The sequence below is a fragment of the Lentzea guizhouensis genome, assembly GCF_001701025.1.
In the GTDB taxonomy this organism is placed as follows: Bacteria; Actinomycetota; Actinomycetes; order Mycobacteriales; family Pseudonocardiaceae; genus Lentzea; species Lentzea guizhouensis.
The window spans coordinates 1,869,798-1,894,144 of the sequence record NZ_CP016793.1; the positions used below are offsets into that span (position 1 = coordinate 1,869,798).

Annotated in this window: 31 protein-coding genes; 8 read left to right on the plus strand and 23 right to left on the minus strand. The window is 68.8% G+C overall.

What is annotated here, in order from left to right:
- Positions 1–16 precede the first annotated feature (16 nt).
- The gene (locus BBK82_RS09340; RefSeq protein WP_065914638.1) at positions 17–319 is read left to right on the plus strand and encodes an ArsR/SmtB family transcription factor; all 303 of its coding nucleotides are present in this window, start codon (positions 17–19) and stop codon (positions 317–319) included.
- On the plus strand, positions 316–819 hold the full coding sequence (locus tag BBK82_RS09345; protein WP_065914639.1) for an SRPBCC family protein: 504 nt from the start codon (positions 316–318) through the stop codon (positions 817–819). The genes BBK82_RS09340 and BBK82_RS09345 overlap by 4 nt, the downstream gene beginning before the upstream one ends.
- Here the strand turns inward: BBK82_RS09345 and BBK82_RS09350 are convergent.
- From BBK82_RS09350 to BBK82_RS09410, 13 genes are all read right to left on the minus strand, one after another.
- Entirely contained in the window at positions 816–1,028 is a 213-nt protein-coding gene (locus BBK82_RS09350; RefSeq protein ID WP_065914640.1) for a hypothetical protein, read from the minus strand. The genes BBK82_RS09345 and BBK82_RS09350 overlap by 4 nt on opposite strands.
- A gap of 408 nt (positions 1,029–1,436) precedes the next feature.
- The gene (locus BBK82_RS09355; RefSeq protein ID WP_065914641.1) at positions 1,437–2,324 is read right to left on the minus strand and encodes an SDR family NAD(P)-dependent oxidoreductase; all 888 of its coding nucleotides are present in this window, start codon (positions 2,322–2,324) and stop codon (positions 1,437–1,439) included.
- A 307-nt stretch (positions 2,325–2,631) separates the two neighbouring features.
- Entirely contained in the window at positions 2,632–3,816 is a 1,185-nt protein-coding gene (locus tag BBK82_RS09360) for an ABC transporter ATP-binding protein (protein WP_065914642.1), read from the minus strand.
- Positions 3,817–3,824: 8 nt separating this feature from the next.
- On the minus strand, positions 3,825–4,670 hold the full coding sequence (locus BBK82_RS09365; RefSeq protein WP_065914643.1) for a carbohydrate ABC transporter permease: 846 nt from the start codon (positions 4,668–4,670) through the stop codon (positions 3,825–3,827).
- A complete protein-coding gene (locus BBK82_RS09370; RefSeq protein ID WP_065914644.1) occupies positions 4,670–5,620 on the minus strand; it encodes a carbohydrate ABC transporter permease in 951 nt (316 codons plus the stop codon). The genes BBK82_RS09365 and BBK82_RS09370 overlap by 1 nt, the downstream gene beginning before the upstream one ends.
- Complete coding sequence (locus tag BBK82_RS09375) at positions 5,617–6,870, minus strand: ABC transporter substrate-binding protein (protein WP_065914645.1); 1,254 nt, start codon at positions 6,868–6,870, stop codon at positions 5,617–5,619. The genes BBK82_RS09370 and BBK82_RS09375 overlap by 4 nt, the downstream gene beginning before the upstream one ends.
- Positions 6,871–7,045: 175 nt before the next feature.
- On the minus strand, positions 7,046–7,600 hold the full coding sequence (locus BBK82_RS09380; RefSeq protein ID WP_065914646.1) for a YflT domain-containing protein: 555 nt from the start codon (positions 7,598–7,600) through the stop codon (positions 7,046–7,048).
- An 88-nt stretch (positions 7,601–7,688) separates the two neighbouring features.
- On the minus strand, positions 7,689–8,246 hold the full coding sequence (locus tag BBK82_RS09385; RefSeq protein WP_065914647.1) for a MafI family immunity protein: 558 nt from the start codon (positions 8,244–8,246) through the stop codon (positions 7,689–7,691).
- Entirely contained in the window at positions 8,246–8,968 is a 723-nt protein-coding gene (locus BBK82_RS09390; RefSeq protein WP_083267886.1) for a LamG domain-containing protein, read from the minus strand. Before BBK82_RS09390 ends, BBK82_RS09385 begins: the two co-directional genes overlap by 1 nt.
- Before the next feature lie 67 nt (positions 8,969–9,035).
- A complete protein-coding gene (locus BBK82_RS09395) occupies positions 9,036–9,632 on the minus strand; it encodes a hypothetical protein (RefSeq protein ID WP_065914649.1) in 597 nt (198 codons plus the stop codon).
- A gap of 85 nt (positions 9,633–9,717) precedes the next feature.
- On the minus strand, positions 9,718–10,041 hold the full coding sequence (locus BBK82_RS09400; protein WP_065914650.1) for a hypothetical protein: 324 nt from the start codon (positions 10,039–10,041) through the stop codon (positions 9,718–9,720).
- Positions 10,042–10,074: 33 nt separating this feature from the next.
- On the minus strand, positions 10,075–10,842 hold the full coding sequence (locus BBK82_RS09405) for a hypothetical protein (protein ID WP_154697211.1): 768 nt from the start codon (positions 10,840–10,842) through the stop codon (positions 10,075–10,077).
- A gap of 128 nt (positions 10,843–10,970) precedes the next feature.
- Positions 10,971–12,167, minus strand: a complete 1,197-nt coding sequence (locus BBK82_RS09410; protein ID WP_065914652.1) for an acyl-CoA dehydrogenase family protein — start codon at positions 12,165–12,167, stop codon at positions 10,971–10,973.
- 202 nt (positions 12,168–12,369) lie between these two features.
- Here BBK82_RS09410 and BBK82_RS09415 point away from each other — a divergent pair, with 202 nt between their 5' ends.
- On the plus strand, positions 12,370–12,774 hold the full coding sequence (locus BBK82_RS09415) for a DUF4190 domain-containing protein (protein ID WP_065914653.1): 405 nt from the start codon (positions 12,370–12,372) through the stop codon (positions 12,772–12,774).
- A gap of 2 nt (positions 12,775–12,776) precedes the next feature.
- Here BBK82_RS09415 and BBK82_RS09420 read toward each other — a convergent pair whose 3' ends face one another.
- The 4 genes from BBK82_RS09420 to BBK82_RS09435 all read right to left on the minus strand — a co-directional run bounded on the left by BBK82_RS09420 (position 12,777) and on the right by BBK82_RS09435 (position 15,785).
- Entirely contained in the window at positions 12,777–12,953 is a 177-nt protein-coding gene (locus BBK82_RS09420; RefSeq protein ID WP_154697212.1) for a hypothetical protein, read from the minus strand.
- A 144-nt stretch (positions 12,954–13,097) separates the two neighbouring features.
- Entirely contained in the window at positions 13,098–13,748 is a 651-nt protein-coding gene (locus BBK82_RS09425; protein ID WP_065914655.1) for a DUF4276 family protein, read from the minus strand.
- Positions 13,745–14,842 (minus strand): AAA family ATPase, encoded by a 1,098-nt coding sequence (locus tag BBK82_RS09430; protein WP_065914656.1) that lies wholly within the window; start codon positions 14,840–14,842, stop codon positions 13,745–13,747. The genes BBK82_RS09425 and BBK82_RS09430 overlap by 4 nt, the downstream gene beginning before the upstream one ends.
- Positions 14,843–14,885: 43 nt before the next feature.
- The gene (locus tag BBK82_RS09435; RefSeq protein ID WP_418287488.1) at positions 14,886–15,785 is read right to left on the minus strand and encodes an HpcH/HpaI aldolase/citrate lyase family protein; all 900 of its coding nucleotides are present in this window, start codon (positions 15,783–15,785) and stop codon (positions 14,886–14,888) included.
- A gap of 170 nt (positions 15,786–15,955) precedes the next feature.
- Between BBK82_RS09435 and BBK82_RS09440 the strand changes: the two genes are divergently transcribed.
- From BBK82_RS09440 to BBK82_RS09455, 4 genes are read left to right on the plus strand one after another with little or no spacing between them, the layout of a single operon-like run.
- On the plus strand, positions 15,956–16,294 hold the full coding sequence (locus BBK82_RS09440) for a hypothetical protein (protein ID WP_237048109.1): 339 nt from the start codon (positions 15,956–15,958) through the stop codon (positions 16,292–16,294).
- Entirely contained in the window at positions 16,291–17,124 is an 834-nt protein-coding gene (locus BBK82_RS09445; protein WP_065914658.1) for an aminoglycoside phosphotransferase family protein, read from the plus strand. Before BBK82_RS09440 ends, BBK82_RS09445 begins: the two co-directional genes overlap by 4 nt.
- Positions 17,125–17,139: 15 nt before the next feature.
- Entirely contained in the window at positions 17,140–18,393 is a 1,254-nt protein-coding gene (locus tag BBK82_RS09450; RefSeq protein WP_065914659.1) for a magnesium transporter MgtE N-terminal domain-containing protein, read from the plus strand.
- Positions 18,386–18,871, plus strand: coding sequence for a DUF1003 domain-containing protein (locus BBK82_RS09455; RefSeq protein ID WP_065914660.1), 486 nt, complete (start codon positions 18,386–18,388; stop codon positions 18,869–18,871). The genes BBK82_RS09450 and BBK82_RS09455 overlap by 8 nt, the downstream gene beginning before the upstream one ends.
- A gap of 24 nt (positions 18,872–18,895) precedes the next feature.
- On the opposite strand, the gene BBK82_RS09460 is transcribed toward BBK82_RS09455, so the two are convergent.
- Positions 18,896–19,294 (minus strand): NUDIX hydrolase, encoded by a 399-nt coding sequence (locus BBK82_RS09460; protein WP_065914661.1) that lies wholly within the window; start codon positions 19,292–19,294, stop codon positions 18,896–18,898.
- On the minus strand, positions 19,291–19,758 hold the full coding sequence (locus BBK82_RS09465; RefSeq protein WP_065914662.1) for a MarR family winged helix-turn-helix transcriptional regulator: 468 nt from the start codon (positions 19,756–19,758) through the stop codon (positions 19,291–19,293). The genes BBK82_RS09460 and BBK82_RS09465 overlap by 4 nt, the downstream gene beginning before the upstream one ends.
- Positions 19,759–19,862: 104 nt before the next feature.
- Between BBK82_RS09465 and BBK82_RS09470 the strand changes: the two genes are divergently transcribed.
- Complete coding sequence (locus BBK82_RS09470; protein WP_065914663.1) at positions 19,863–21,008, plus strand: Mrp/NBP35 family ATP-binding protein; 1,146 nt, start codon at positions 19,863–19,865, stop codon at positions 21,006–21,008.
- A gap of 173 nt (positions 21,009–21,181) precedes the next feature.
- Here the strand turns inward: BBK82_RS09470 and tatB are convergent, their stop codons facing one another.
- The 4 genes from tatB to sigE all read right to left on the minus strand — a co-directional run bounded on the left by tatB (position 21,182) and on the right by sigE (position 24,286).
- Positions 21,182–21,556, minus strand: a complete 375-nt coding sequence (gene tatB, locus BBK82_RS09475) for a Sec-independent protein translocase protein TatB (protein ID WP_065914664.1) — start codon at positions 21,554–21,556, stop codon at positions 21,182–21,184.
- 17 nt (positions 21,557–21,573) lie between these two features.
- A complete protein-coding gene (locus BBK82_RS09480; protein WP_065914665.1) occupies positions 21,574–23,100 on the minus strand; it encodes a S1C family serine protease in 1,527 nt (508 codons plus the stop codon).
- 65 nt (positions 23,101–23,165) lie between these two features.
- Positions 23,166–23,708, minus strand: a complete 543-nt coding sequence (locus BBK82_RS09485; RefSeq protein WP_065914666.1) for an anti-sigma factor family protein — start codon at positions 23,706–23,708, stop codon at positions 23,166–23,168.
- Entirely contained in the window at positions 23,705–24,286 is a 582-nt protein-coding gene (gene sigE, locus BBK82_RS09490; protein WP_154697214.1) for an RNA polymerase sigma factor SigE, read from the minus strand. The genes BBK82_RS09485 and sigE overlap by 4 nt, the downstream gene beginning before the upstream one ends.
- Between the last annotated feature and the right edge of the window lie 61 nt (positions 24,287–24,347).

Genomic DNA, 24,347 nt, shown 5'->3' on the forward strand with positions numbered 1-24,347 from the left:
CGTTATACAACTCACCGTGGACGTCTTCGAGGCCGTGGCCGAACCCCACCGCAGGCACCTCATCAGCCTGCTGGCCGAACACGAGCGCACCGCGGGCGAGCTCGTCGACAGCCTGCCGTCACTGACCCAGCCGGCCGTGTCACGCCACCTCCGCGTGCTCAGGGAGGTCGGCCTGGTCGAGGTGCGGCCCGACGGCCAACGCCGCATCTACGCGCTCAAACCCGATGGCCTGCAACGCATCGACGACTGGATCACCCCGTACCGCCGCTTCTGGCGCAACCACCTCGACGCACTCGAACAGCACCTGGAGGACGAATGAACTTCGGCACCGTCACCGTCGAGGGCGACCACGCCGTCCTCACCTTCGAACGCAGGCTCAGGTTCCCGATCGACCGCGTCTGGTCCGCCATCACCGACGACGCCGAGCGCAAGGCGTGGTTCGGCCACGGCACCGTGGACCCGCACGGCAAAGAGGTCGTCATCGAGCCCGAGGACCCGCCCGCGCCGATGGAGGCCAAGCGCGTCACCGGCCGCATCCTGACCTGGCAGCCACCGGAGAACGGCCACGCCGTCTTCGAACACGAGTGGCACCAACGGATCGTGGAGGACAGCGTCGTGCGCTACGAGCTCACGGCGGACGGCGACGAGACGGTGCTGACGTTCACCCACCGCGGACTGTCCGAACGCAACGCCAAGGGCTTCGCGCCGGGCACGCACGCGTTCCTCGACCGGGCGGAGGCTCATCTCAACGGCGAGCAGCCGCCGAACTGGGACGAGCGCTACGCCGAGGTCGCGCCGGACTACCCGTCCTGGGGCTAGCTGACAGCCAGCCGTTGGGCTGCCTCGAAGCGCTTGTCCGGGTTGCCGAGGTAGGCCCACGGCCACCGCGCGGCGCGCTGTCCGCTGCGGCCGAGGTGCAGGGCGAGCCTGTCCTTCACCTCGGCCTGGAAGCAGAACATCGCGAAGATCTGGTACGCCCACAGCGAGCAGGGCTGACCGTCGGCACCTGCGAGCAGCCGGTCGGACACGTCGTCCGCAGCCTGCGCAGGTTCGCGTTGACCAGGTCCGGCACCCGCTTCACGACCTCTTCGTGGACCTCCGCGGGCCCGCTGCGACGGGTCGGAGCCCCCAGCGCCACCGACATCAGCGCGGCCCGCGGTGCGACGTCGTCGGGATCCAGCTCGGCTGCGCGGTGCAGGGTCGTGCGCGCCCGCTGGGTGAAGTCGGCCAACCCGGCGAACTGCTCGGCGCCGGTGTGCTTGGCCCGTGCGGCACCGCGTTCCTGCCAACCGGCGGTGGACTGTCGAAGGCGGTGTCGACGTACGCGGGGAGCGGAGAAACCACGGGCGAAAACCAGCACCGCGTCAAGCGCGACCGTCCGCGGTTGTCCAGGACGGGGGAGCGCCGCGGCACAGTGCGGCACTCCCCCGTCCACCTCAGGCGGTCTGCGAAGGCTCCACCAGCGCACGGAGCCGGGGAGGCATCCTCTTCTCCAACCCGTACGGTTCGAGGTGCGCCTGCAGCACGCCCGTGAACGCCCGCTCGACCGAAGCGGTGTCCCAGTTGTCGCTCTCCAGGATCGGTTGCTTGAAGTACGGCTGGCCGACGATGTGCAGCTGCCTGCCGTTGCAGCGGACGACCTGGCCGGTGATGCCCTCGGACCGGTCCGAGAGCAGGAACAGCACCAGCGGCGCCACCTTGCCCGGCGTGCGGTCGGCCGGAATGGCGCGCAGGGAACGTTCGGACTTCCACACCATCCGCGTGTGCGCGACCGGGCAGACGGCGTTCACGCGGATGCCCTCCGACTCGAGGTCGAGTGCCCACGAGTAGCTCAGCGAGGCCACGGCGCCCTTGGTGGCGGAATAGGTGCCGAGTTTGCGCTGGCCGAAGGAGGCGCCGGAGGAAATGTTGATGATGGATCCGCCGCCGAAGCCGCGCATCGCCCTCATTGCCGCGATTCCGACGTAGATGACGCCGAGGACGTTGACCTCGACGACCTCCCTGATCGTCTCGGGATCGTCCTCCCACGGCAACGTCTCGTAGTTCAGGCCCGCGTTGTTCACCAGGCCGTCGATTCGGCCGAACTCGTCGACGCAGAGGTCCACGATCTTCGCGGCCTCGCTCGGGTCGGCCACCGTGTGGTTCGAGGCGACCGCGCGGCCGCCGTAGCCGCGGATGTGCTCCGCCACCGTCTCGGCCAGGTCACCGTCGTTGTCGTTGACCACCACCGAGGCGCCCGCAAGCGCCGCGTGCATCGCGTAGGCCTCGCCGAGTCCTCGGCCGGCCCCCGTGATGACGACGGCTTTTCCGTCCAGGATCCCCATTGCACGCTCTCTTTCGATTCTCGGCGACGGTTCCCCGGACCCCCCTGTGGTCCTGTACCCGCCTTCGACAAGCGTGGGGACCAACCGGAGCGGCGCAGTGCACGTTTCGTTGAGGTGTCACTGCCGAGCGCCCAATGGCGAACGGAGTTCACCCCTGCCGATGACCTCGACTAATCGGCCCGGTGACACGAAGACTTTCGCCCTCACTCGATCGAGTGACCCACAGGGACAAAGCGCTCCAATGGGTCCCGAAGAGTATCGAAAAGGGCCGCCCTCCCGACGGGAAGGCGGCCCTGAATTCGACAATTCACCGGTCCGTGTAGGTCAGGTTCTTGCCGCTGGACGGGTCGAAGAGCTGCACCTTGTCCACGTCGAACCAGATGTCCGCGGACGAGCCCGCGGTGGCACCCGAGGCCGACGACAGCCGGGTCACGAGCGAGATGCCGTCACCGGGCACGTCGTCCGCGCCCATGTCCGCCGCGAGGTCCTGCAGGTCGGCCGAGGTCGCCTGCTCACCGGTGAGGTTGAAGTAGGCGTACTTGTCCGACCCCATCGACTCCAGGACGTCCACGTGGGACGTGAACTTGGCACCGGAGGACAACGCGGTGGCGTCCACCAGCGCCGCGTCCTCGAAGTGCTCGGGACGGATGCCCATGATCACCTCGCGGGGCGCGTCGGCACCCTCCAGCAGCTGCCGCACCCGGTCGGTCAGCGTCACGTCGCCCAGCGGCGAGCGCAGACCGCCGTTCTCCAGCGACGCCGGCACGAAGTTCATCGACGGCGAGCCGATGAAGCCCGCCACGAAGAGGTTCGCCGGGTGTTCGTAGAGGAACTGCGGCGCGCCGATCTGCTGCACGACACCACCGCGCATGACCACGACCCGGTCGCCGAGGGTCATCGCCTCGGTCTGGTCGTGCGTCACGTACACCGTGGTCGTGCCGAGCTGCTTCTGCAGGCGCGACACCGAGGTGCGCATCTGCACGCGCAGCTTGGCGTCCAGGTTGGACAGCGGTTCGTCCATGAGGAACGCCTTGGGGCTGCGCACGATCGCGCGGCCCATCGCCACGCGCTGCCGCTGGCCACCGGACAGGTTGGACGGTTTGCGGTCGAGGTGCTGCGACAGGTCCAAGATCTCCGCGGCTTCCTTGACCTTCTTCTCGACCGTCGCGTTGTCGACCTTGGCCAGCCGCAACGGGAAGGCCATGTTCTCCTTCACCGTCATGTGCGGGTAGAGCGCGTAGGACTGGAACACCATCGCGATGTCGCGGTCCTTGGGCGCCTTCTCGTTGACGCGCTGCCCGCCGATGCGCAGCTCGCCGTCGGTGATGTCCTCCAGCCCCGCGATCATGTTGAGGGTGGTGGACTTCCCGCAGCCGGACGGTCCGACGAGGATGATGAACTCCCCGTCGGCGATCTCCAGGTTGACCTCCTGGACGGCCAACGCGCCGTCCGGGTACCGCTTGGTCACCTTGTCCAGAACGATCTCTGCCATTGGTCAACTCACCCCTTGACGGCGCCGGAGGTCAGGCCGGCGACGATCCGGCGCTGGAAGAACAACACGAAGAGGATGATCGGGATGGTGATGACCACGGCGGCCGCCGCGATCGACCCGGCCGGGTCCTCGAACTGCGAGCTGCCGGTGAAGAACGACAGCGCCACCGGCACGGTCCGCGACTGCTCGGTCGAGGTGAGCGAGATCGCGAACAGGAAGTCGTTCCAGCAGAAGATGAACACCAGGATCGCCGTCGTGAACACACCCGGCGCGGCCAGCGGCGCGATGACGCGACGGAACGCCTGCCCCGGCGTCGCACCGTCCATCTTCGCCGCCTTCTCGAGCTCCCAGGGGATCTCGCGGAAGAACGCCGACAGGGTGTAGATCGCGAGCGGCAGCGCGAACGTGATGTACGGCAGGATCAGGCCGGGCCACGTGTCGAACAGACCCAGCGAGCGCTCGATCTCGAACAGCGGGGACACCAGCGAGACCTGCGGGAACATCGCGATCAGCAGCGAGACGCCCACCAGCACGTTCTTGCCGGGGAAGTCCAGCCTGGCGATGGCGTAGGCGGCCATCGTGCCGAACACCACGGCGATCGCGGTCGCGATGAGCGCGATGCCGATGGAGTTGATCAGCGCCCTGGTGAACTCCGACGTCGAGAAGATGTTGCGGTAGTTCTCGAGACTCCACTCGCGCGGGATGAAGTTGCCGTCCGCCAGCGTCGCCGACGACTTGAACGACAACGACACGATCCACAGCACCGGCAACAGCGCGTAGATCACCACGACGGTGTTGAGCACACCCCAGCCGACCTTCTTGCCGGTGGTCTCGGCTCCTCCGATACCAGCCATCAGCGCTTCCCCCCGTCGTCGCTACCGGGGGCAGCGGTGCCGAAGAGCTTGATGAACACGAACGCGATGATCGCGACCATGATGAAGATCAGCACGGACATGGTCGACCCGATGCCGAGGTTCAAGCCCTTGATGAGGTTGTTGTAGGTCAGCATCGACACCGACGACGTGCCCTGCGAGCCCGCGGTGAGCACGAAGAGGTTGTCGAAGATGCGGAACGCGTCGAGCGTGCGGAACAGCAGTGCCACCAGGATCGCCGGCTTCATGATCGGCACGGTGATCCTGATGAACCGCTGCCACCCGCTCGCGCCGTCCATCGCCGCCGCCTTGAGCAGGTCGTCCGGCACGAGCGCCAGACCGGCCATCAGCAGCAGCGCCATGAACGGCGTGGTCTTCCAGATCTCCGCGAGGCCCACGACCATGAGCGCGGGGATCTTCTCGGTCAGCACCGGGTCGCCGCCGAGCGCCTCGGCGAGGTAGCCGGTGCCGGGCGTCCAGGCGAAGCGCCAGGAGAACGCGGCCACGACCGTCACGATGCCGTACGGGATCAGCGTCGTCGTGCGGACGATGCCCCGGCCGACCAGGGCGCGGTGCATGATCAGCGCGAGCGACATGCCCAGCACCAGCTCGACCGCGACGGTGACGACGGTCAGCACGACCGTCACCCACACCGCGTTCCACCAGTACGGGCTGCTGAGCACGGCGACGTAGTTGTCGAACCACACCCACTCGGTGCGGTCGGGGAACTTCAGGTCGAACTTCTGCATCGACAGCAGCAGCGAGTAGAGGATCGGCCAGCCGGTCACCGCGACCATGGTGAGCGCGGCCGGCGCGCAGAGCAGCCAGCCGAGCCTGCGCTCGGCCTTCTTGCCCTCGCTCAGCGCCTTCTTCTTGGGAGCAGCGGGTTCTGGCTCCGCTGTCGCAGCCTTCTCGGCTGTCGCGTGGCTCACGGCAGCACCCCCTTGGAGTCGAGCGCGTCCTGGAGCTCCTCGCGCAACCGGTCACCCGTGGCCTTCGGGTCGATGCTCGCCGGCGGCGACAGGACCGTGGCGATGACGGTCGAGGCGTTCTGGTACGCGGGCGTGAGCGGCCTGACGCTCGCGTTCTTCAGCGTGTCCTTGATGGTGTCGCGCATCGGGTACGCCTCGGCCATCTCCGGCTCGTCGTAGACGGACTCGATGGTCGGCGGCACACCGTCCTTGAGCGCGGCGAGCTTCTGGTTCTCCGCACTGCGCAGGCAGAGCACCGCGTCGAACGACTGGTCCGGGTGCCTGGTGTACGCGCTGACGGCGAAGTTGATGCCACCGACGGTGACCTTCGACGTGTCACCGCCGAGCGCGGGGTACGGCGCCCACTTGAAGTTCTTCGCGAAGTCCGGCTTCTTCTGCGCCGCCGCGTAGACGTACGGCCAGTTGAGCTGGAACGCCGCGTTGCCGTTCTCCATGGCGAGGCGCGCGTTGTCCTCCGCCGCGTTGGAGAACGACGGGTCGATCGCCTTGGACGTGGCGAGCTTCTTCAACGCCGCCAACGCTTCCACGGCCTTGTCGTCGACCACGGCCTTGGTGCCGCTCTCGTCGATGATCGTGCCGCCGTTGGAGTTGACCAGCGTGTTGTACAGCACGACGAGCCCCTCGTACTGCTTGCCCTGCCCGACGATCTGGCCCGGCTTGCCCTGTGCGACCAGGGCTTCGGCCATGCTGATCATCTCGTCCCACGTCTTCGGCGGCGTCGGCACGAGGTCCGAGCGGTACCACAGCAGCTGGACGTTGGTGTTGTCCGGGGCCGCGTAGAGCTTGTTCTCGTAGGTGGCGGTCTCCAGCGGCGTCTGCAGCGTGCCGCTCTCCACCTGGGACTTGACGGACCCCGTGAACTCCTTGAGCCAGCCCGCCTCCGCGAGCTCGGCGGTCCACGTGACGTCCAGACCGAGGACGTCCATGCTGTCGTCCTCGGCCGCGAATCTGCGCACCATCTGTTCGCGCTGACCGTCGGCTTCCCGCGGCAGCTTGTTGTAGACGATCTTGTAGCGCCCCGCGGCCTTGGCGTTGCAGTTGTCGACGACCGCCTGGAAGTTCTCCTGGGGATACTTGTAGACGTTGACGGTGATCCCATCGTCGCTCGACCCGCACGCCGTGACGGTTGATGCCGCGAGCAACGCGACCCCCACCCCAGCGGCGAGTCGATAGCGCCGTTTCGCACCCATCGGCCCTGCCTCCTTCCCGACTACACGGAGGAGCCAGACCGCAATGCCCGGCACCTCGTCGTGCCACCGGCCGCACCGGGCGGACCGGTGCACCGAACCTAGGCCTGGTGATCAGGAGCCGCAACCAACGGAAGCAACGATTCAGAACCAATAGCTGTTTTTCTTGTCTCAACAGCTACGGGTTTGAGGGGCGCATCGCCAGCTTGGCCAGCAGGTCACGGCCTCTTTCGGCGGACTTCGGGTGGCAGAGCACGTCGTAGCGCCCCGCGACCAGCTGACTCGCCGACTGGAAGTCCCGCTTGCCGCGCGCCGACCCGTACCCGACCGCGGCGAACACGAGCCCGAAGAACACACCGGTGATCAGACCGGTCAGCACCGGCCCGACGGTCACCCCGGGTTCCGGGCTGAAGAGCGTGAGCAGCAGTCCGACGAACAGACCGAACCACGCACCGCTGGCCGCGCCGGTCATGAGGACGCGCCCCCAGGTGAGCTTGCCGGTGACCCGCTCGACCAGCATCAGGTCCACGCCGACGATCGTCACGTCCTGCACCGGGAAGTCCTCGAGCGCCAGGAAGTCGACCGCCCGCTGCGCCTCCTCGTAGGTGGCGTACGACCCGACCGGCCACCCCGTCGGCGGCGTGGGCAGGCGTGGCGGGACACCGGGCCGGTTCGGGTTGGCGAACGGACTCGTCACAGGGACCACCTCTGTCGGACGCGCTGATCGTTCCATCCTGCCAGTGCCCGTTGCCGCGTGCTGAGACGCCTACGGGTGTTTTGCCCCGATCCCCGTGCGCCGGCTCCCGCGCACCACCCAGGACTCAGGTGAGCCGGTGGAAGTCGAGGCCGTCGAACTCGAACCGCGCCTGGGCCACCGCGTCCTGCTCGCTCGAATGGCACGTGTCGGACACGACGTTCCACTCCTCGTCGCAGTAGAAGAGGTAGATCGCGTCCTCGTCGTACTGTGCCAACGCCAGCCCGCACACGACGTCCGCGAAGTTCGTGACCGAGTGGACGGTCCTGCCGGTGTGCGTGTGCGCGGGACCGACCAGCGCGTAGCCGAAGACCCGTGCGCCGTCCAGCTCGCGCGGCGGTTCTCCCGGCGTGGCAGGGCGCTCGCCGAGGTCCCTGGTGACCTCCTCCAGCCGCCGGACGGCACCGGGGACGCCCAGGACGCCCGCCACGTCCGTGAGGCGGAGGAGGTAGTCGCGGCTGATCTCCACCTGGTCCTCGAAGATCCAGCTGCACAACGTGTCGAAGGCCAGCGCGATCTCGTCCGCCGCGAGCAGGTGGCGGACGTCGTCCCGCACCTCGTCGCGCGAGATGGGCGAGGAGTCGAGCAGCTGCCGGACCGCCGTCACGAGCAGGCGAGCGTCCATCACGCCTCGCTGAGGTAGAGCGCGAACACCTCGTCCATGTTCAGTGCGGAGTCGTAGAACCGGACCTCGTCGACGGCGCCGGGGAAGAACGACGTGGTCGCGCCTGCCTTGCGGGCCGCGCCGACGGTGAAGGTGCCGGTGCCGCTCCACTGGTTCTCCGCCCTGCCCGCGCCGACCAGGTTGCCGTCGACGAACAGCAGGGTCTGCAGGTTCTCGGCGTCGTACACGCCGACCACGTGCGTCCACTGGCCCGCGTCCACCGGTACGACGGACACGGCCGTCGCGGTGACCGGGGCGAGGTCGGTGTCGGCCTCGGCGACCACGAAGTTCCAGTTGCCCAGGTGGTTGCGGTCCTTGACGTAGCCGAGGCTGAAGCGGCTGCTGCGCACGCCGTCGGCGCTCACCGCGGCCAGCTTGCAGTTGGCGGTGCAGGCGGCCGACAGGGTGACCCAGGCGGAGACGGTGAAGCTCTGGGCGGTGTCGACCGTCAGCGGGCCGGTCGCGGTGCCGCCGCTCAGGACCAGGCCGTTGCCGGACTTGCCGGGGCCGAACGCGACGCCGCCGGACAGGGTGGCGGTGGCGGCGGTGACCGTGTCGGTCGTGGTGGTGCCGGACGTCTCGCCGAACTGCCAGTGGCTCGTCAGCTGGGCGTCGGCCTGAGCGGCGCCGGTCGTCAGGCACAGCGCCATGACGGCAGCCGACATCGCAAGTACTGCACGCATGTGAATCCCCCGGGTGTTGGTGCTACGGGCGCACACGGTAATTGCGGAACCGGCGTGCTGCCAGCACTTATCGCGAGAACATCAACCCGAACCTGTGGACGAACACGCGGAAGGCACGCGCGTAGGAGTCCGTGCTGTCCGCGATCCGCTCGCGTTCCTCGCCGAGGACCGCGAGCGCCTTGCCGACCTCGCCGTTGATCGCGTGGATGATCGCCAGCTTGCGCGGCCGGTCGAAGCCGAGCAACGGCTCGCTGCCCAGCACCTCCTTCACCACCGCGTCCCACTTCGCGAGGCGGTCGACGAAGGGCTGGCCGTGCTTGACCAGCGTGCCCACCAGCTCCTGCGCGGCCGCCTCGTGGCCATCGCGGCCGAACGTCCAGCGCCAGCACGGCTTCTCGGGCATCAGGAAGCCCAGCGGCAACGACAGCAGCGGGGCCGGGGGCACGCCGAGGGCACGTGAGACGGTGTCGAAGCGGGTGAAGCAGACGCCGACCAGCGGGGTCACGTCGAGGGCGGCCGGGCTGCCCGCGGTGCTGAGGCAGAGCCAGCCGCGCACGCCGCCGCCGCGCTCCTGGTGCCAGACGTGACCGCGGCGGACGAAGCCGGTCGGGTGCAGCGCGGTGTCGACGGCGACCAGCGCGGTGGTCTTCGCTGAAGGCCTCACCGGCCCAGGGTGCCAGCAGTGGGCGGGCACCGCTGGGTGACCACTCCGCCGCAGCTCAGTCCGCCGCAGCTCAGTCCGCCGCAGCTCAGTCCGCCGGGGGGTCGTCGAGCATGGGTAGCAGCTCGGCGGCGAGCACGCGGAGCTCGGCCCACTGCGGTGCGGTGGCCAGCGCGTCGACGCGCCACACCGGGTTCGGGCCGCTCATGGCGTCGAGGAGGGCGTCGATGCGGCCGATGAGCACGCCGGCCTCCGCGCCGAAGTCCCCGAAGCGGTGGCGCAGGTCGTCGAACTCCAGTGCCAGCTCGTCGGCGGACGGCGCGGTGCCGATCGACTCCAGGTAGGAGCGCTGGGCCGCGGCGGGCGAGGCGAGCCGGCTGACCGGGCCGACGAGCGGGTGCACGGAGGTCATGGTCCGAGTGTGAGCGGGCGGGCAACCGGGTTTTCAGTGCAGCACCGGGCGGAGGAACCTCGTCAGCTCCACCACCGCCTCCTCCGGCACCTCGTCGAGGTGTTCGGTGAGCTGCAACAGGATGCGGCCACCGCCCAGGTCCGTGATGGCGAAGCAGGGCGCGGCCGAGCAGACCTGTTGCACGCCACCGAGAGCGGCGACCTGACGCGGGCCCAGCAGCGTTGCCCAGTGCGGGCCGCGGGACAGTTCCGCTGCCATGAAAAGGGATTCGTCGATGCCGACGCCGGCCGAGACCTCGTGGGCGGTGCGCGGGCCGGCGCGGTCCAGGGTGATCCAGCCGCCGGACGCGCGGACCAGCGCGGCTCCCGAACGGAGCTTCGTCAGCCAGTCCTGCTGCACGGCATGGGAGATCCACCCGCCGAACAGCGAGCGGGCGGCGGCGACCACGACCTGGTGCGGGAACTCGGGGTCGTCCTTCAGCACCACCTCCGCGCTCCAGCCACCGTCGACCAGGGGCAGGCCCTGCGAGTCGAGCTGGACCAGCTGCACGCGCAGGAAGGAGGGCAGGTCGGACAGCGCCGCATTCCACGCGGCTGGGCTGAAGTCACCCGATGAGAGCAGCAGGCGCGCGTAACCGGGCGGGCCCCACGGCGTTGTGTCGGAAGGGAAGTAGTCGCGGGCCACGGACACGAGCTCGTCGACCGACGCCGGGCACAGCGGTGCCAGCAGGTCGGTGAACAGCGTGCCGAACCAGGTCGCCAGCGGGGGACGGTCGACGGGGCCGAACCAGTCCAGCTCCATGCGGACCACGTGCGGCGGCGACACGGGTCTCGGGAGTGTCAGGTCGTTGCTCAAGGTGAGCGAGACCCTATGGTGCCCAAACGAAGAGCGTTAGGGGCCACCCTCGTGAAAGAGTGACCCCCAACGGCCTAACCCCGGGACTGGTAGTCGCGCAACAGCCCGCGGGAGATGATCGTCTTCTGGATCTCCGAGGTGCCCTCGCCGATCAGCAGGAACGGCGCCTCGCGCATCAGGCGCTCGATCTCGTACTCCTTGGAGTAGCCGTAGCCGCCGTGGATGCGGAACGACTCCTGCGTCACCTCCGCGCAGTACTCCGACGCGATGAGCTTGGCCATGCCGGCCTCGACGTCGTTGCGCTGGCCGGAGTCCTTCAGCCGGGCGGCGTTGACCATCATCAGGTGCGCCGCCTCGACCTTGGTGGCCATCTCGGCGAGCTTGAACGCGATGGCCTGGTGCTCGGCGATCGCCTTGCCGAACGTCCTGCGCTGCTGCGAGTACTCGATCGCGAGCTCGAAGGCGCGGATCGCGATGCCGCACGCGCGCGCGGCGACGTTGACGCGGCCGACCTCCACGCCGTCCATCATGTGCCGGAAGCCCTGGCCGGAGACGCCGCCGAGGATCTGGTCGGCGGAGATCTCGAAGCCGTCGAACACCATCTCGGTGGTGTCGACGCCCTTGTAGCCCATCTTGTCGATCTTGCCGGGGATGGTGAGGCCGGGCAGCACCTCCCCGTAGCCCTCCGGCTTCTCGACCAGGAACGTCGTGAGGTTCTGGTGGGCCTTCTCGGCACCCTCGTCGGTCTTGACGAGCACGGCGGTCAGGTTGGACGTGCCGCCGTTGGTCAGCCACATCTTCTGGCCGTTGATCGTGTACCCGGCGTCGCCCTTGACGGCGCGCGTCCGGATCGCCGCGACGTCCGAGCCCAGCTCCGGCTCCGACATGGAGAACGAGCCGCGCACCTCGCCCGCGGCCATCCGCGGCAGGTACTTCTCCTTCTGCTCCTGCGTGCCGTGCTGCTTGAGCATGTGCGCCACGATGAAGTGCGTGTTGATGACACCGGAGACGCTCATCCAGCCGCGCGCGATCTGCTCGACGACCAGCGCGTAGGTCAGCAGCGACTCACCGAGCCCGCCGAACTCCTCAGGGATCGTCAGCCCGAAGAGGCCCATCTCCTTCATGCCGTCGACGATGTCGGTGGGGTACGTGTCGCCGTGCTCCAGCGTCTGGGCGTGCGGGATGATCTCCTTGTCCACGAACGTGCGCACGGTCGCGAGGATTTCTTCCTGGATGTCCGTGAGACCCGCTGTCTGGGCGAGGCGCGCCATCGCACTTCCCTTCCGAAGCAAGAGTTACCGGCGAGTATGAACCGGTTAACGCTCGTTTGCGACCGCGATGTGCTCTCCACAACACACACGTGTCACCTGTACCGAAACAGGATCCCGAACAGGGGGAATCGCGCACCCACACGCGACTAACTGCCCGGCGGAGCTTAGGATCCCCGCTCACCAGACCTCAGGGGGAACCGCGATGACCCACGACCCGTACAACCCGAAGCAGGACCCGTACGGCCAGCAGCCGGACCCGTACGCCCAACAACCGGGCCAGCCCTACGGCCAGCAGCCCGGCCCGTACGGCCCCGCGCAGCCGATGTACGGCTACGGCTACCCGCCGCCCGTGCAGAAGCCGCAGACGAACGCGATCCTCGCCCTGGTGCTGTCCTGCGTGGGCGTCGCCACCTGCGGCGTGACGGCCATCGTCGGCGTCATCTTCGGCCACATCGCGATGGCGCGGATCAAGCGGGGCGAGGAGGACGGCCGCGGCATGGCGCTCGCGGGCGTGATCGTCGGCTACGTCGTCATCGCCGGTTACCTGCTGTACCTGGCGGTCATCGTCATCGCGATCATCGCGGCGGCCAACCAGAACACGTACTAGCTTCAGCCCGCGAGGGCGATCTCCAGGGCACCACCGCAGTGGCGGCAGACGTCGGCGAACACGTGGACGTCGGCATCGCATCCCGGGCAGCTGCGGAAGCTGCGCTCCAGCAGGTCGTCCTCGCGGCGCTTGAAAAGACGCAACCGTCTGCTCACCTTGCCGTTACTCGAACGTGACATGCCCACGAGCATGCACCGCACCCTGGGGCTGATCGCAAACTTCGGTGACGGATTGTGCGCCACTTCACCCGTTTTGGATGCAACCCGTGACGTTCGAACACGTCCAGTGACATTCAAGGTGAAATGACGCACAATCCGTAACGGTTACGCGAGCGAAGTGAGCCACTCATCAAGATGCGGACAGCGCGCCCTCAAGGCGGCCACGCCGAGCTCCTCAATGGCCATCGGCCCATCTGAGGTCTTCATGTAGCCGGGGCAGTAGCGGAGGATCCGTTTGGACGGAGCAGTCGTCGGCCCGTCGTTCACGAGTTCAGGCCCGCCGGCCCTCTCCTCGTCCTCCTTGAGCTTTTGGGCGATGTCGGGGCCGTGCAGCAGGCCGAGCTGGTCGGAAGCCGCGAACACCCACGCCTCCAACTCGTGCAGCACGAGGTGTGGCACGAATCGCTGGTCACCGATAGCGGCCGCGAACTGCTGCTCGACATGGGCCACCCGCGTGTACGGATCACCAGTCGGCAGATTCTGCATTCCGGGGAAGTCCGCGGGAAGGCCGTAGAAGTCGAACAACCTGGTCAGACTGGAGTTCCCGAGCAGCAGCCGCACATCGGTCTCGACCTGCTTCCACGTGGAGATCCCGCCCTTGAAGCTGGGACCTCCTGCGGGCCGCTTCGTCTTCACGAGCGACACCGAGACCGACCACCCGAGGCCGGTCAGGTACGGCCTGAGCACGGTGCTGACGACCGTTTCCTCGGTCTGCCCCTCGACGAGGAGGTGCAGACTCCGATAGCCACCGCTCATGAGTTCCCGCTCGGCCTGCCACCGAGGAGGTTCTTCTCCCAGAGCTCGCCGAGCGAGTACTCCGCAAGCCAATCCTGCAGCTCGTCCGCGTTCGGCCTGGTCAGCACAGACGCACCGGCCACCCGTTCGACCACGATCAGGTCTCCGAGCTCGAACTGGTTCATCAACGTCACCGACTGCGTGGCGATGATCACCTGGCTGTGGACGGAGGCGCGCCGCAGCAACTCGGCGAGGTGCACGATCGCGGACGGGTGCAAGCCGAGTTCTGGCTCGTCCAGCACGACCAGGGCGGGCGGCCACGGATGCAGCAGCAAGGTCGCGAGACAAACGAAGCGGAGGGTCCCGTCCGACATCTGGTCGGCGGAGAAGACCGCATCGGAGTCGTTCTGCGTCCACCGCAGTCGAAGATGGTCTCCGCGCTCCCGTTCGAGCACGAAGTCGCGGAAGAACGGCGCGACCAGCCTGATGGTGCCGACAATCCGCTTGTACGACGCTTGTTCTTCGACGCTGCTGCCGTTTCTCAACGCCAACAGCACTGCGGCCAGATTGCCCGCATCGTCACGTAGTTTGATGTTGTCAGCCGTCGGAACCATCTGTTTGACCGGAGCATCCCGGCTGGTGTCGTGGAAGTGATAAACCCGGCAACCACGCAGCAGTTCCTTCACGTACCCGGCCACAGGTTCCTGGGACTCCGCCAGCCGCGTCTCTCGTTGCCCGCTGCCGAGTCCTGAGGTCCATGGCCGATCATGCCCAAGCCCCTGGAACTCGACGGCCTCGCGCTCGAAGATCAGCTCGTCGTTGGCGGCGGGCACCAGCACGGCTTCGTAGGCGTTCGGCGGCGCGTTCAGCCGGAGCTTGATGTGCGCAGTTCCATCGCCGCGGTGCAGGAGAGCAGAGGCTCCTCCGTTGAGACCCACGAACAACCCGAGTCGCTGGTCGACAATGCGTCCCAGCATTTCCAGTGCGTGGATGAAGTTGCTCTTGCCCGCGCCGTTCGCACCGACCAGGACGTTCAGTTTGCCGAGTTCAACCCGCGTGTCACGGATCGAGGTGTACCCCTCGATCTCGATCGACTCCAGCGGCCTGTCGGTCATGCGCTCACTCTACGGCGCATGACCGACAGGCCGCCGAGCGTGATCAGTCCTCCGGCGGCGTCCAGACGTTCGACCGCGACATGCCCGCCGCGCGCCCCTTGCCGGAGATCACCAACGCCATCTTCCGCGACGCCTCGTCGATCATCTCGTCGCCGAGCATCACCGCGCCGCGCTTGCCGCCCGCCTCGGACGTGAAGTACTCGTAGGCGTCGAGGATGTTCTCGGCGTGGTCGTAGTCGTCCTGCTTCGGGCTGAAGACCTCGTTGGCCGCGTCGATCTGGCCGGGGTGCAGGACCCACTTGCCGTCGAAGCCCAGTGCCGCGGACCGGCCGGCGACGCGCTTGTAGCCCTCGACGTCGCGGATCTGCAGGTAGGGGCCGTCGATGGCCTGCTTGTCGTGGGCCCGCGCGGCCATCAGGATCCGCATCAGGATGTAGTGGTAGGCGTCGCCGACGTCGTAGCCGGGCGGCTGCTCGCCGACGACCAGCGACTTCATGTTGATCGAGGCCATGAAGTCGGCCGGGCCGAAGATGATCGTCTCGACGCGCGGGGACGCGGTGGCGATCGCGTTGACGTTGTTCAGGCCCAGCGCGTTCTCGATCTGGGCCTCGATGCCGATCTTGCCGACCTCGTAGCCCATCGTCTTCTCGATCTGGGTGATCAGGAAGTCGAGCGCCACGACCTGTTCGGGCGTCTGGACCTTGGGGAGCATGATGCAGTCGAGGTTCGCGCCCGCGCCCTCGACGACCTCGGTGACGTCGCGGTAGGTCCACTCCGTCGTCCAGTCGTTGACGCGCACGACGCGGGTCCGGTTGCCCCAGTCGCCCTCGTTGAGCGAGGCCACGATGGTCTTGCGGGCGTCCGGCTTGGCCAGCGGCGCGCAGGCGTCCTCCAGGTCCAGGAACACCTGGTCCGCCGGCAGCGTGCGGGCCTTGTCGATCATCTTCTGGCTCGAGCCGGGGACCGCCAGACACGAGCGACGGGGACGCTGCTGGTCGACCACTGGAGTACCTCCTTGTACCGGCCGGTAACTATGAGCGCCACAGTGGCACGCATCGCTTCCAGCCGCATATCCGCTGAGTCCCGTTTCACAAAGCCTGGCAGGCTGAACCGGTGGAGATCACTCGAATCCTCGACGCGGCACTGCGCAAGGCCGCCGCCGTGTGGATCACCTCACCCGGTCACGAACCGAAGCTCGTGCACGCCCACTGGCGTGATGAGGCGTTGTGGGTCATCACCGGCGGCACGGAACAACACGTGCCGGGACTGAGCGACAAGGCACAGGTCACCGTCACCGTCCGCTCCCCCAGCACCCACTCGCACCTCATCGACGCCAAGGCCACGGCGCACCTCACCGAGCCCGACGACGAGACGACCCAGGCCCTGAAAACCGCGCGGCTCAACACCGAACCCGAGTGGGACGCCGTCTACCGGCTGGAGTTCGGCGCATGATCACCGTGCCGGAGGGCTTCGGCCTGGAACTCGGTGAAGGCGCGCCGGAATGGGTCGCCAAGCTCCCGAGCATCGCCACCAAGGCGTGCGCGCGCTGGCGGCTCACCCCGGACGGCGCGCTGATGCACGGCTTCTGCGCCGTCGTGCTCCCGGTCCGCCGGCCGGACGGGCACCCGGCCGTGCTCAAGCTGACCTGGATCGACCACGAGACCGAGCACGAACCCATCGCGCTGCGGCTCTACGACGGCAACGGCGCGGTCAAGCTGCTCGACCACGACGCGGAGCTGGGCGCGTTGCTGCTGGAACGCCTCGACCAGCACTCGCTCGACGACGAGCCGATCGACCTGGCGATCGGCGTGATCGGCGACCTGCTGCGCCGCCACAAGCACCTGCAGGCGCCCGACGGCTTCCGCAGGTTCCGGGACACCCTGCAGGACCACCCCGCCATTCCGTCGAAGCTGGTCGACGCGGCGCGTGAAGTGGCCCAGCGCACGATGGGCACCACGCTCGTCAACGAGGACCTGCACTACGAGAACGTGCTGCGCGGCGACCGGGAACCGTGGCTGGTGATCGACCCGAAGCCGCTGTCCGGTGATCCGGAGTACTGCATGATTCCGTTGCTGTGGAACAGGTTCGACGAAATGGACGGGCCCAAGGGCCTCACCGACCGGTTCCTCGCCGTGTGCGACGCGGGCGAGCTGGACGTGGCGAAGGCGCGTGACTGGACGTTGCACCGCGCGGTGGCGAACTGGATCTGGTGCCTGGAGGAAGGCCTCGACGAGATGGCTGTGGTCTGCGCCGAGATCGCTCGGTGGGCGGTCAGGTCCTGATCTAGCCTGGACCACGTGGTGGCTGTGAACCGGATCTACATCGCTCAGCTGGCCGGACTTCCCGTCTTCGGCCCCGACGGCGAACACGTCGGCAAGGCCAGGGACGTCGTGATCAGCCTCCGCATCGACCGCCAGCCGCCGCGCGTGCTCGGCATGGTCGTCGAGCTCGCCACCCGCAGGCGGATCTTCGTGCCGATGCTGCGGCTCACCTCGATCGAGCCGAACGCCGTGACGCTCGCGACCGGGTCGGTGAACCTGCGGCCGTTCCACCAGCGGGTCAACGAGGTGCTGGTGATCGGCGAGGTGCTGGACGCCAAGGTGGAGCTGGAGGACGGGACGACCGCCACCGTCGTGGACGCCGCGATGGAGCTCACCCGCACCCGCGACTGGCGGATGGTCAAGGTCGCCGCCCGCCAGCGCACCGGACGCCTCGGCCGCCGTGGGCCGGTGCAGGTGTGGCGGTGGGAGGACATCGGCGGACTGAGCGTCAACGAGCTCGCGGGCCAGCCGCAGGGCGCCCAGCAGCTGGTCGCGGTGTTCGAGGGCATGCGCGCGGCGGACGTTGCCAACGCCCTGCACGAGCTGCCGCCCAAGCGCCGCTACGAGGTCGCGGACGCGCTCGACGACGAACGGCTCGCCGACGTCATCGAGGAACTGTCCGAAGAGGACCAAAAAGACGTGCTGTCGCACCTGGACGAGGAACGCGCCGCGGACATCCTGGAGGCGATGAACCCGGACGACGCGGCCGACCTGCTCGCCGAGCTCTCCGAGGTGACCAAGGACCGGCTGCTCGACCTGATGGAACCGGAGGAGTCGGCGCCGGTCCGCCGCCTGCTGGAGTACTCGTTCGACACCGCCGGCGGTCTGATGACGCCGGAGCCGATCATCCTCACGCCGGACGCGACGATCGCGGAAGCCCTGGCACGGGTGCGCAACCCCGACCTGACCCCGGCGCTGGCGTCGATGGTCTTCGTGTGCCGGTCACCTTCTGCGACGCCGACCGGGCGGTACCTGGGCTGCGTGCACATCCAGCGGCTGCTGCGCGAACCACCGTTCGACCTGGTCGCCGGAGTCCTCGACACGGACCTCGCCCTGCTCTCGCCGAACGCCTCGCTGAGCGACGTGACCCGCTACTTCGCCACATACAACCTGGTGTGCGCCCCGGTGATCGACGAGTCGGAGCACCTGCTCGGCGCGGTCACCGTCGACGACGTGCTGGACCACCTGCTGCCGGACAACTGGCGCGAGACGGGACTGAGCCATGCCTGAACTGCTGCCGCGGCGCAGACTCGACCAGCCGCGCGAACCCCGCGGCCTGCGCTTCTCCATCGACCCGGACGCGTTCGGCCAGTTCTCCGAACGGCTCGCGCGGTTCCTCGGCACCGGCAAGTTCCTGTTCTGGCAGACCCTGCTGGTGATCGCGTGGATCACGGTGAACCTGGTCGCGGTCTCGCTGCGCTGGGACCCGTACCCGTTCATCCTGCTGAACCTGGCGTTCTCGACGCAGGCCGCCTACGCCGCGCCGCTGATCCTGCTGGCGCAGAACCGGCAGGACGACCGGGACCGGGTGTCGCTGGAGGAGGACCGGGCGCGGGCGGCGCAGACGAAGGCGGACACCGAGTTCCTGGCGCGCGAGCTGGCGGCGCTGCGGCTGGCGGTGGGTGAGGTGGCGACGCGCGACTTCATCCGGGGTGAGCTGGAGAAGCTGGTGAAGGAGCAGGACAACCGCAAGAAGGTCAGGCCGTGACGGTCGAGCGGGACCTGCCACGGCTCACGGCCTGACGTGCCCGGCCTCGACCAGGTCGGCGAGCACCTCGTGGATCGCGGGCGCCGTCTCGACGTGCGCGCGGTACTCGTCGCGCGTGACCCAGGTCAGCTCGGCGATCTCCCCGGTCGGCTGCGGGGTGCCGTGCAACGTCGCCGTGAAGCAGGTCATGTCGACCATCGCGCCCTCACCCTCGCCGTAGGCCGGGGCGACGTAGCGCTGGAGGACCTCCGGCCGGTCGGCCTCGACGCCGAGCTCCTCGCGAACCTCTCTGCGAAGCGCTTCACCGGGCGTCTCGCCTGGCTCGATCTTGCCGCCGGGGAGGTAGAAGGCCTTCTTGTTGCGTGAGCGCACAACGAGGAGGCGGCCGGCCTCGACGTGCACAAGTCCCACCACGGTGATCACGGGAAGACGTCGTCCGCGGCCAGCCGGTCGCAGGTGCGACCGAAGGCCTCCAGCTCACCGGGTCCGAAACTCTCGCCGAAGTGCTCGGCCACGCCCGCCAGGTGGGTGGCGGAGGCGCTGCGGAGGCGTTCGGCACCGAGCGGTGTGAGCACGGCCACGATGCCGCGTCCGTCACCGTCGGCGCGTTCCCGCCCGACGAGCCCAGCCCGTTCCAGCCGGTCCACGAGGCGGGTCACGCCGGAGCGGGACAGCAGGACGGCGTCGGCGAGTTCGGTCATGCGCATGCGCGTGGAAGGCGCCTCGGCCAGTTGAACCAGCACGTCGTACGCCGCGAGCGAAAGGCGCTGCTCAGCAATCAGTTCGGTCTCGAGGACCCGCGTGATCCGTGCATGCGCGCGGAGGAACGATCGCCACACCCCGAGCTCGACACGGGTGGGCAACCGGGAACTACCCGATTCCGGCACGGACGTCGATGTTACGGACAGCGCTCCCCCGGCTACGACCTGGCCCTGTGCTGGATTGTGACCGGCTGGTAGGTACGGCCCGCGCCGGACGTAGCATGGCTGATGTGACCACCACGCAGCCCCTCCCCACCGCGGAGGACGTCCGCAAGGCGCTCTCCGGTGTGCAGGACCCCGAAATCCGCCGTCCGATCACCGAGATCGGCATGGTCAAGGACGTCGAGGTGGCCGCGGACGGCTCGGTCGTGGTCGGGGTGTACCTGACGGTCGCGGGCTGCCCGATGCGGGACAAGATCACCACCGACGTCACCGCCGCCGTGTCGGCACTGGACGGCGTCTCGTCGGTCCGGGTCGACCTCGACGTGATGAGCGACGCCCAGCGCACCGAACTGCGCAAGACCCTGCGCGGCGGCACCGAGGAACCGGTCATCCCGTTCGCCCAGCCGGGCTCGCTGACGCGCGTGTACTGCGTCGCGTCCGGCAAGGGCGGCGTCGGCAAGTCCTCGGTCACCGTGAACCTGGCCGTCGCGATGGCCGCCCGCGGCCTGTCCGTCGGCATCGTCGACGCCGACATCTACGGCCACTCGATCCCGCGCATGCTCGGCGCCGACGGCCGCCCCACCCAGGTCGAAAAAATGATCATGCCGCCGCAGGCCCACGGCGTGAAGGTCATCTCGATCGGCATGTTCACCCCGGGCAACACGCCGGTCGTGTGGCGCGGCCCGATGCTGCACCGCGCCCTTCAGCAGTTCCTCGCGGACGTCTTCTGGGGCGACCTCGACGTCCTGCTGCTCGACCTGCCCCCCGGCACCGGCGACGTGGCCATCTCCGTCGCCCAGCTGGTCCCGAACGCCGAGATCCTGGTCGTCACCACCCCGCAGATCGCCGCCGCCGAGGTGGCCGAACGTGCGGGCTCGATCGCGCTGCAGACCCGGCAGCGGGTGGCGGGCGTGATCGAGAACATGTCGTGGCTGGAGATGCCCGACGGCTCGCGCATGGAGGTCTTCGGCGCGGGCGGCGGCGCGGCGGTGGCGGAGTCCCTGACCCGCGCGGTGGGTTCCGACGTCCCGCTCCTCGGCCAGATCCCGCTGGACCCGCGCCTGCGGGAGAACGGCGACGCGGGCACGCCGATCGTGCAAGCCGTACCGGACTCGGCGGCCGCTCAGGTCCTCTCCGACGTGGCGAAGAAGCTCTCGGTGCGCTCCCGCGGCCTGGCGGGCCGCCTCCTGAACGTCTCCCCTGCCGGCCGCTAGCCCGCCACTCGCCGCTCACGTCGTGGCACGCGGGGACCCTTCGTGCGCTCCTGCAGTACGCGGGGAGCTTCCGTGCGATCCCCGCGTGCGCCGGTTGCCCGCGCTTGCAACAGGTGACGCAGGGGCCCCGCGTTGCCCACCGGGGAACGTAGGGCTCCCGCGTGACCTGAGGGTCAGGTGGCGTCCGGGTCGTAGGGCGGGCGTTCGCCGGGGGCGAGGGGGCGCTGTTCCGGAGCGGTCGGCGTGGCCGGCGTCGGGTAGCCGTTCGCCTTCGTCGGCTCCGGATCCTCGAACAGGTGCTTCGTCACCGCCCGCTTCGGGTCGAAGTTGCGCAGCTCCCGCAGGTCTTCGAGGGGCTTGCGCAACTGCTCGAACTCCGGCCCCATCTCCTGCTTCAGCTGCTCCCGCGCCCCGGTCGCGTACTCGCGCACCTGACGCACGGTCTTCCCCAGCCAGGCCGCAGCCGAAGGCAGCCGCTCGGGCCCCAGGATGAAGAGACCCGCGATGACGATGATGAGGATCTCAACCCATCCGATGCTGTCGAACACGGGTCCCAGCCTACTTGTCAGTCGGACTTGAGGGTGACGTCGATTTTCAACTCACGTCCTTGGCGCGCAAGGACGACCTGCACGGTCTCGCCGATCTCGTGCTCGCGGACCGCGACCACCAGCTCGGCGGCGTTGCGGACCATCCGGTCGCCGATCTTGGTGATCACGTCGCCCTCCTGGATGCCGGCCGCGGCAGCGGCTCCACCTGCGGGGACGTTCTGCACCTGGGCGCCTTCGGAGGTCTCGGCGGAGACCGACTTGACGTTGACGTTCATGTCGGCGTGCTTGACCGAGCCGCTGCGGATCAGCTCCTGGCCGATCTTGCGGGCCTGGTTGCCGGAGATGGCGAAGCCGAGGCCGACGGAGCCGCCCGTCTCGGTGCGGATCGAGGAGTTGATGCCGACCAGGGCGCCGCGCGAGTCGACCAGGGCGCCGCCGGAGTTGCCGGGGTTGATGGCCGCGTCGGTCTGGATGGCGTCGTAGGTGACCTGGGGGCCGCCGTTCTCGCCGGCGGCGGTCACAGGGCGGTGCAGGGCGGAGACGATGCCCTCGGTGACCGTGTTGGAGAGCTGCAGCGGGGAGCCGACGGCGATGACGGTGTCGCCGACCTGGAGCTCGTCGGAGTTGCCGAACTGCAGGACGGTCGGGTTCGTCACCTCGACCTTGATCACGGCGAGGTCGGTCTTGGGGTCGCGGCCGACGACGCGGGCCGCGGCGCGGGTGCCGTCGGTGAAGACGGCGCTCAGCTTGGCGGAGGAGTCTTGGGCCGCGGGGGCGACGACGTGGTCGTTGGTGAGGATGTAGCCGCCGCCGTCGATGACGACGCCGGAGCCGACGCCCGCGACGTTCGCGCCCTTGAACTCGATCGAGACCACGCTGGGGGTGACGCGCTTGGCGATGTCGGAGACGGAGCCGGCCGGGCGTTCCTTGCCCTCGGCGACCTCGGCCAGGGTGACCGTCGAGTCGGTCAGCGGGTTGCCCGCGCGGCCGATCAGCCAGCCGATGAGGCCGCCGACGCTGCCGACCAGCAGGGCGGCGACCATCAGCAACGCCAGCGCGGTGGGCTTGACGCGGCGGCCGAACAGCAGCTCGGGGACGCTCAGCTGGGGGCCGGGTTCCTGCTTCTTCTCCGGCTCGTCCGGCGGGTCCTCGCCCACGGCGGGCGGGCCGATGACGGCGCCGGCGGCCGGGTCGCGCCACGGGTCGGCGACGGGCTTGCCGTCCCAGAAGACCGGGTCGACGTCCTGGTCGGGGTTGCCGGAGGGCTGGTAGCCGGGCGGGCGCTGCAGCAGCTCGCCGGAACCCTGGCGGCCGAACGCGGTGACCAGCGACTCGGGGGGCGGCGGCGCGGACTGCACCTGGGGCACCTGCACGTCACGTGTGGCGAACGCGCCGTCGACGCCGGTGGGGCGGCCGAAGGCGGTGGCGTAGCTGGGGTCGACCGGCGGCTGCACGAGCGGCCGCGGCCGGAGCCTGCGGTGCTCTCCGTCGTCCACTCCGGACACAGGTGTGGGCGTCTGGCCGTTGGGCGACTGCTGGCTCATCTCTCCCCGAGTTTTCCGCTAGGAGTGCTGAACCACAGACTGCCTGACGAGCGGTGAAATACCTGTCAGCGGGTGCCGACGAGCGCGCCGCTCAGGTCTTGGTGGATCAGTGGTGCCGGCTGGGCGGGAACCTTCGGCTCACCGTCCGGCGTGGCGAACGCGAGCGCGCCGAGGAGCATGCCGCTCACCACGACGCCGGCACCCTGCCGGGCTCTGCGGCCGCTGAACCAGCCCTGGCTGCCCAGCGGCTTCGACGACCCCAGCACGGGGCCGGAGCCGAACGCGGGCTTGTCGGTGCGTTGCACGGCCACGAACTGGCCGTCCTCGGTGATCGCGAGCCCGTCCGGAGCGGACGGCAGCTCCACCTCCTGCGGGATGGCGCCGAGCCGGTCCAGCAGCGAGGCCGACGCCGTGGGCGCCGACGCGGTGCGCACGGCCGCGCGCGCCTGCTGCTGGCTGTAGGTCTCGAAGGCGCAGAAGCCGCAGTGCTGGATGTGCGCGGAGACGCGTTCGTGTGCGACCGAGGACAGCTCCCCGTCCACGAACGCGACCACGGCATCCGGCAACAGGTGCTGCTCAGGCAGGCCCCAACCACGGAGGTCGGTCATGCAGTGTCCTCCAGCAACGATTCCTGACGACGGCGTTCCAGGGCGACCTTCAGGGCCTGGCGGCCCCGGTGGATCCTGCTCCTCACGGTACCCATCTTCACCCCGAGCGTGGCACCGATCTCCTCGTAGGAGAGTCCTTCCACGTCACAGAGCACGACGGCCGCGCGGAACTCCGGCGGGAGCTCGTCGAGCGCCGCCTGCAGGTCCGGGTCGAGGTGGTTCTCGTCGTAGATCTCCTCGGGGGACAGGTCGTCACCCTCGAGGCGGTCGTTGTCCTCGGGCAGCGCCTCCATGCGCACGCGGCTGCGCCGGCGTGCCATGTCCAGGAAGAGGTTGGTGGTGATGCGGTGCAGCCACCCCTCGAAGGTGCCCGGCTTGTACGATGCCAGGGAGCGGAAGACGCGGATGAACGTCTCCTGCGTGAGGTCCTCGGCGTCGTGCTGGTTGCCGGTCAGGCGGTAGGCCAGCCGGTAGACCCGGTCCGCGTGCTCGCGAACGATCGCGTCCCACGAGGGCGGCGTCCAGTCGGCCGTCTCGACGAGCGCGACGGCCTCCGGCGAACTCGACTGCGTGCGCATCAGGTGTTTCGGCACCTCCAGGTGGGCCGCCCGGCGACCCTTATGCGGCTCAACGGACGAC

Bases quoted from the DNA above. Each gene is read 5' to 3' on its own strand.
- BBK82_RS09345 (WP_065914639.1), top strand. From the start codon at position 316: ATGAACTTCGGCACCGTCACCGTCGAGGGCGACCACGCCGTCCTCACC.
- BBK82_RS09355 (WP_065914641.1), bottom strand. From the start codon at position 2,324: ATGGGGATCCTGGACGGAAAAGCCGTCGTCATCACGGGGGCCGGCCGA.
- BBK82_RS09360 (WP_065914642.1), bottom strand. From the start codon at position 3,816: ATGGCAGAGATCGTTCTGGACAAGGTGACCAAGCGGTACCCGGACGGC.
- BBK82_RS09365 (WP_065914643.1), bottom strand. From the start codon at position 4,670: ATGGCTGGTATCGGAGGAGCCGAGACCACCGGCAAGAAGGTCGGCTGG.
- BBK82_RS09375 (WP_065914645.1), bottom strand. From the start codon at position 6,870: ATGGGTGCGAAACGGCGCTATCGACTCGCCGCTGGGGTGGGGGTCGCG.
- BBK82_RS09380 (WP_065914646.1), bottom strand. From the start codon at position 7,600: ATGGAACGATCAGCGCGTCCGACAGAGGTGGTCCCTGTGACGAGTCCG.
- BBK82_RS09385 (WP_065914647.1), bottom strand. From the start codon at position 8,246: ATGGACGCTCGCCTGCTCGTGACGGCGGTCCGGCAGCTGCTCGACTCC.
- BBK82_RS09390 (WP_083267886.1), bottom strand. From the start codon at position 8,968: ATGCGTGCAGTACTTGCGATGTCGGCTGCCGTCATGGCGCTGTGCCTG.
- BBK82_RS09400 (WP_065914650.1), bottom strand. From the start codon at position 10,041: ATGACCTCCGTGCACCCGCTCGTCGGCCCGGTCAGCCGGCTCGCCTCG.
- BBK82_RS09405 (WP_154697211.1), bottom strand. From the start codon at position 10,842: ATGGAGCTGGACTGGTTCGGCCCCGTCGACCGTCCCCCGCTGGCGACC.
- BBK82_RS09410 (WP_065914652.1), bottom strand. From the start codon at position 12,167: ATGGCGCGCCTCGCCCAGACAGCGGGTCTCACGGACATCCAGGAAGAA.
- BBK82_RS09415 (WP_065914653.1), top strand. From the start codon at position 12,370: ATGACCCACGACCCGTACAACCCGAAGCAGGACCCGTACGGCCAGCAG.
- BBK82_RS09420 (WP_154697212.1), bottom strand. From the start codon at position 12,953: ATGTCACGTTCGAGTAACGGCAAGGTGAGCAGACGGTTGCGTCTTTTC.
- BBK82_RS09425 (WP_065914655.1), bottom strand. From the start codon at position 13,748: ATGAGCGGTGGCTATCGGAGTCTGCACCTCCTCGTCGAGGGGCAGACC.
- BBK82_RS09430 (WP_065914656.1), bottom strand. From the start codon at position 14,842: ATGACCGACAGGCCGCTGGAGTCGATCGAGATCGAGGGGTACACCTCG.
- BBK82_RS09435 (WP_418287488.1), bottom strand. From the start codon at position 15,785: ATGATCGACAAGGCCCGCACGCTGCCGGCGGACCAGGTGTTCCTGGAC.
- BBK82_RS09445 (WP_065914658.1), top strand. From the start codon at position 16,291: ATGATCACCGTGCCGGAGGGCTTCGGCCTGGAACTCGGTGAAGGCGCG.
- BBK82_RS09455 (WP_065914660.1), top strand. From the start codon at position 18,386: ATGCCTGAACTGCTGCCGCGGCGCAGACTCGACCAGCCGCGCGAACCC.
- BBK82_RS09480 (WP_065914665.1), bottom strand. From the start codon at position 23,100: ATGAGCCAGCAGTCGCCCAACGGCCAGACGCCCACACCTGTGTCCGGA.
- BBK82_RS09485 (WP_065914666.1), bottom strand. From the start codon at position 23,708: ATGACCGACCTCCGTGGTTGGGGCCTGCCTGAGCAGCACCTGTTGCCG.
- sigE (WP_154697214.1), bottom strand. From the start codon at position 24,286: ATGCGCACGCAGTCGAGTTCGCCGGAGGCCGTCGCGCTCGTCGAGACG.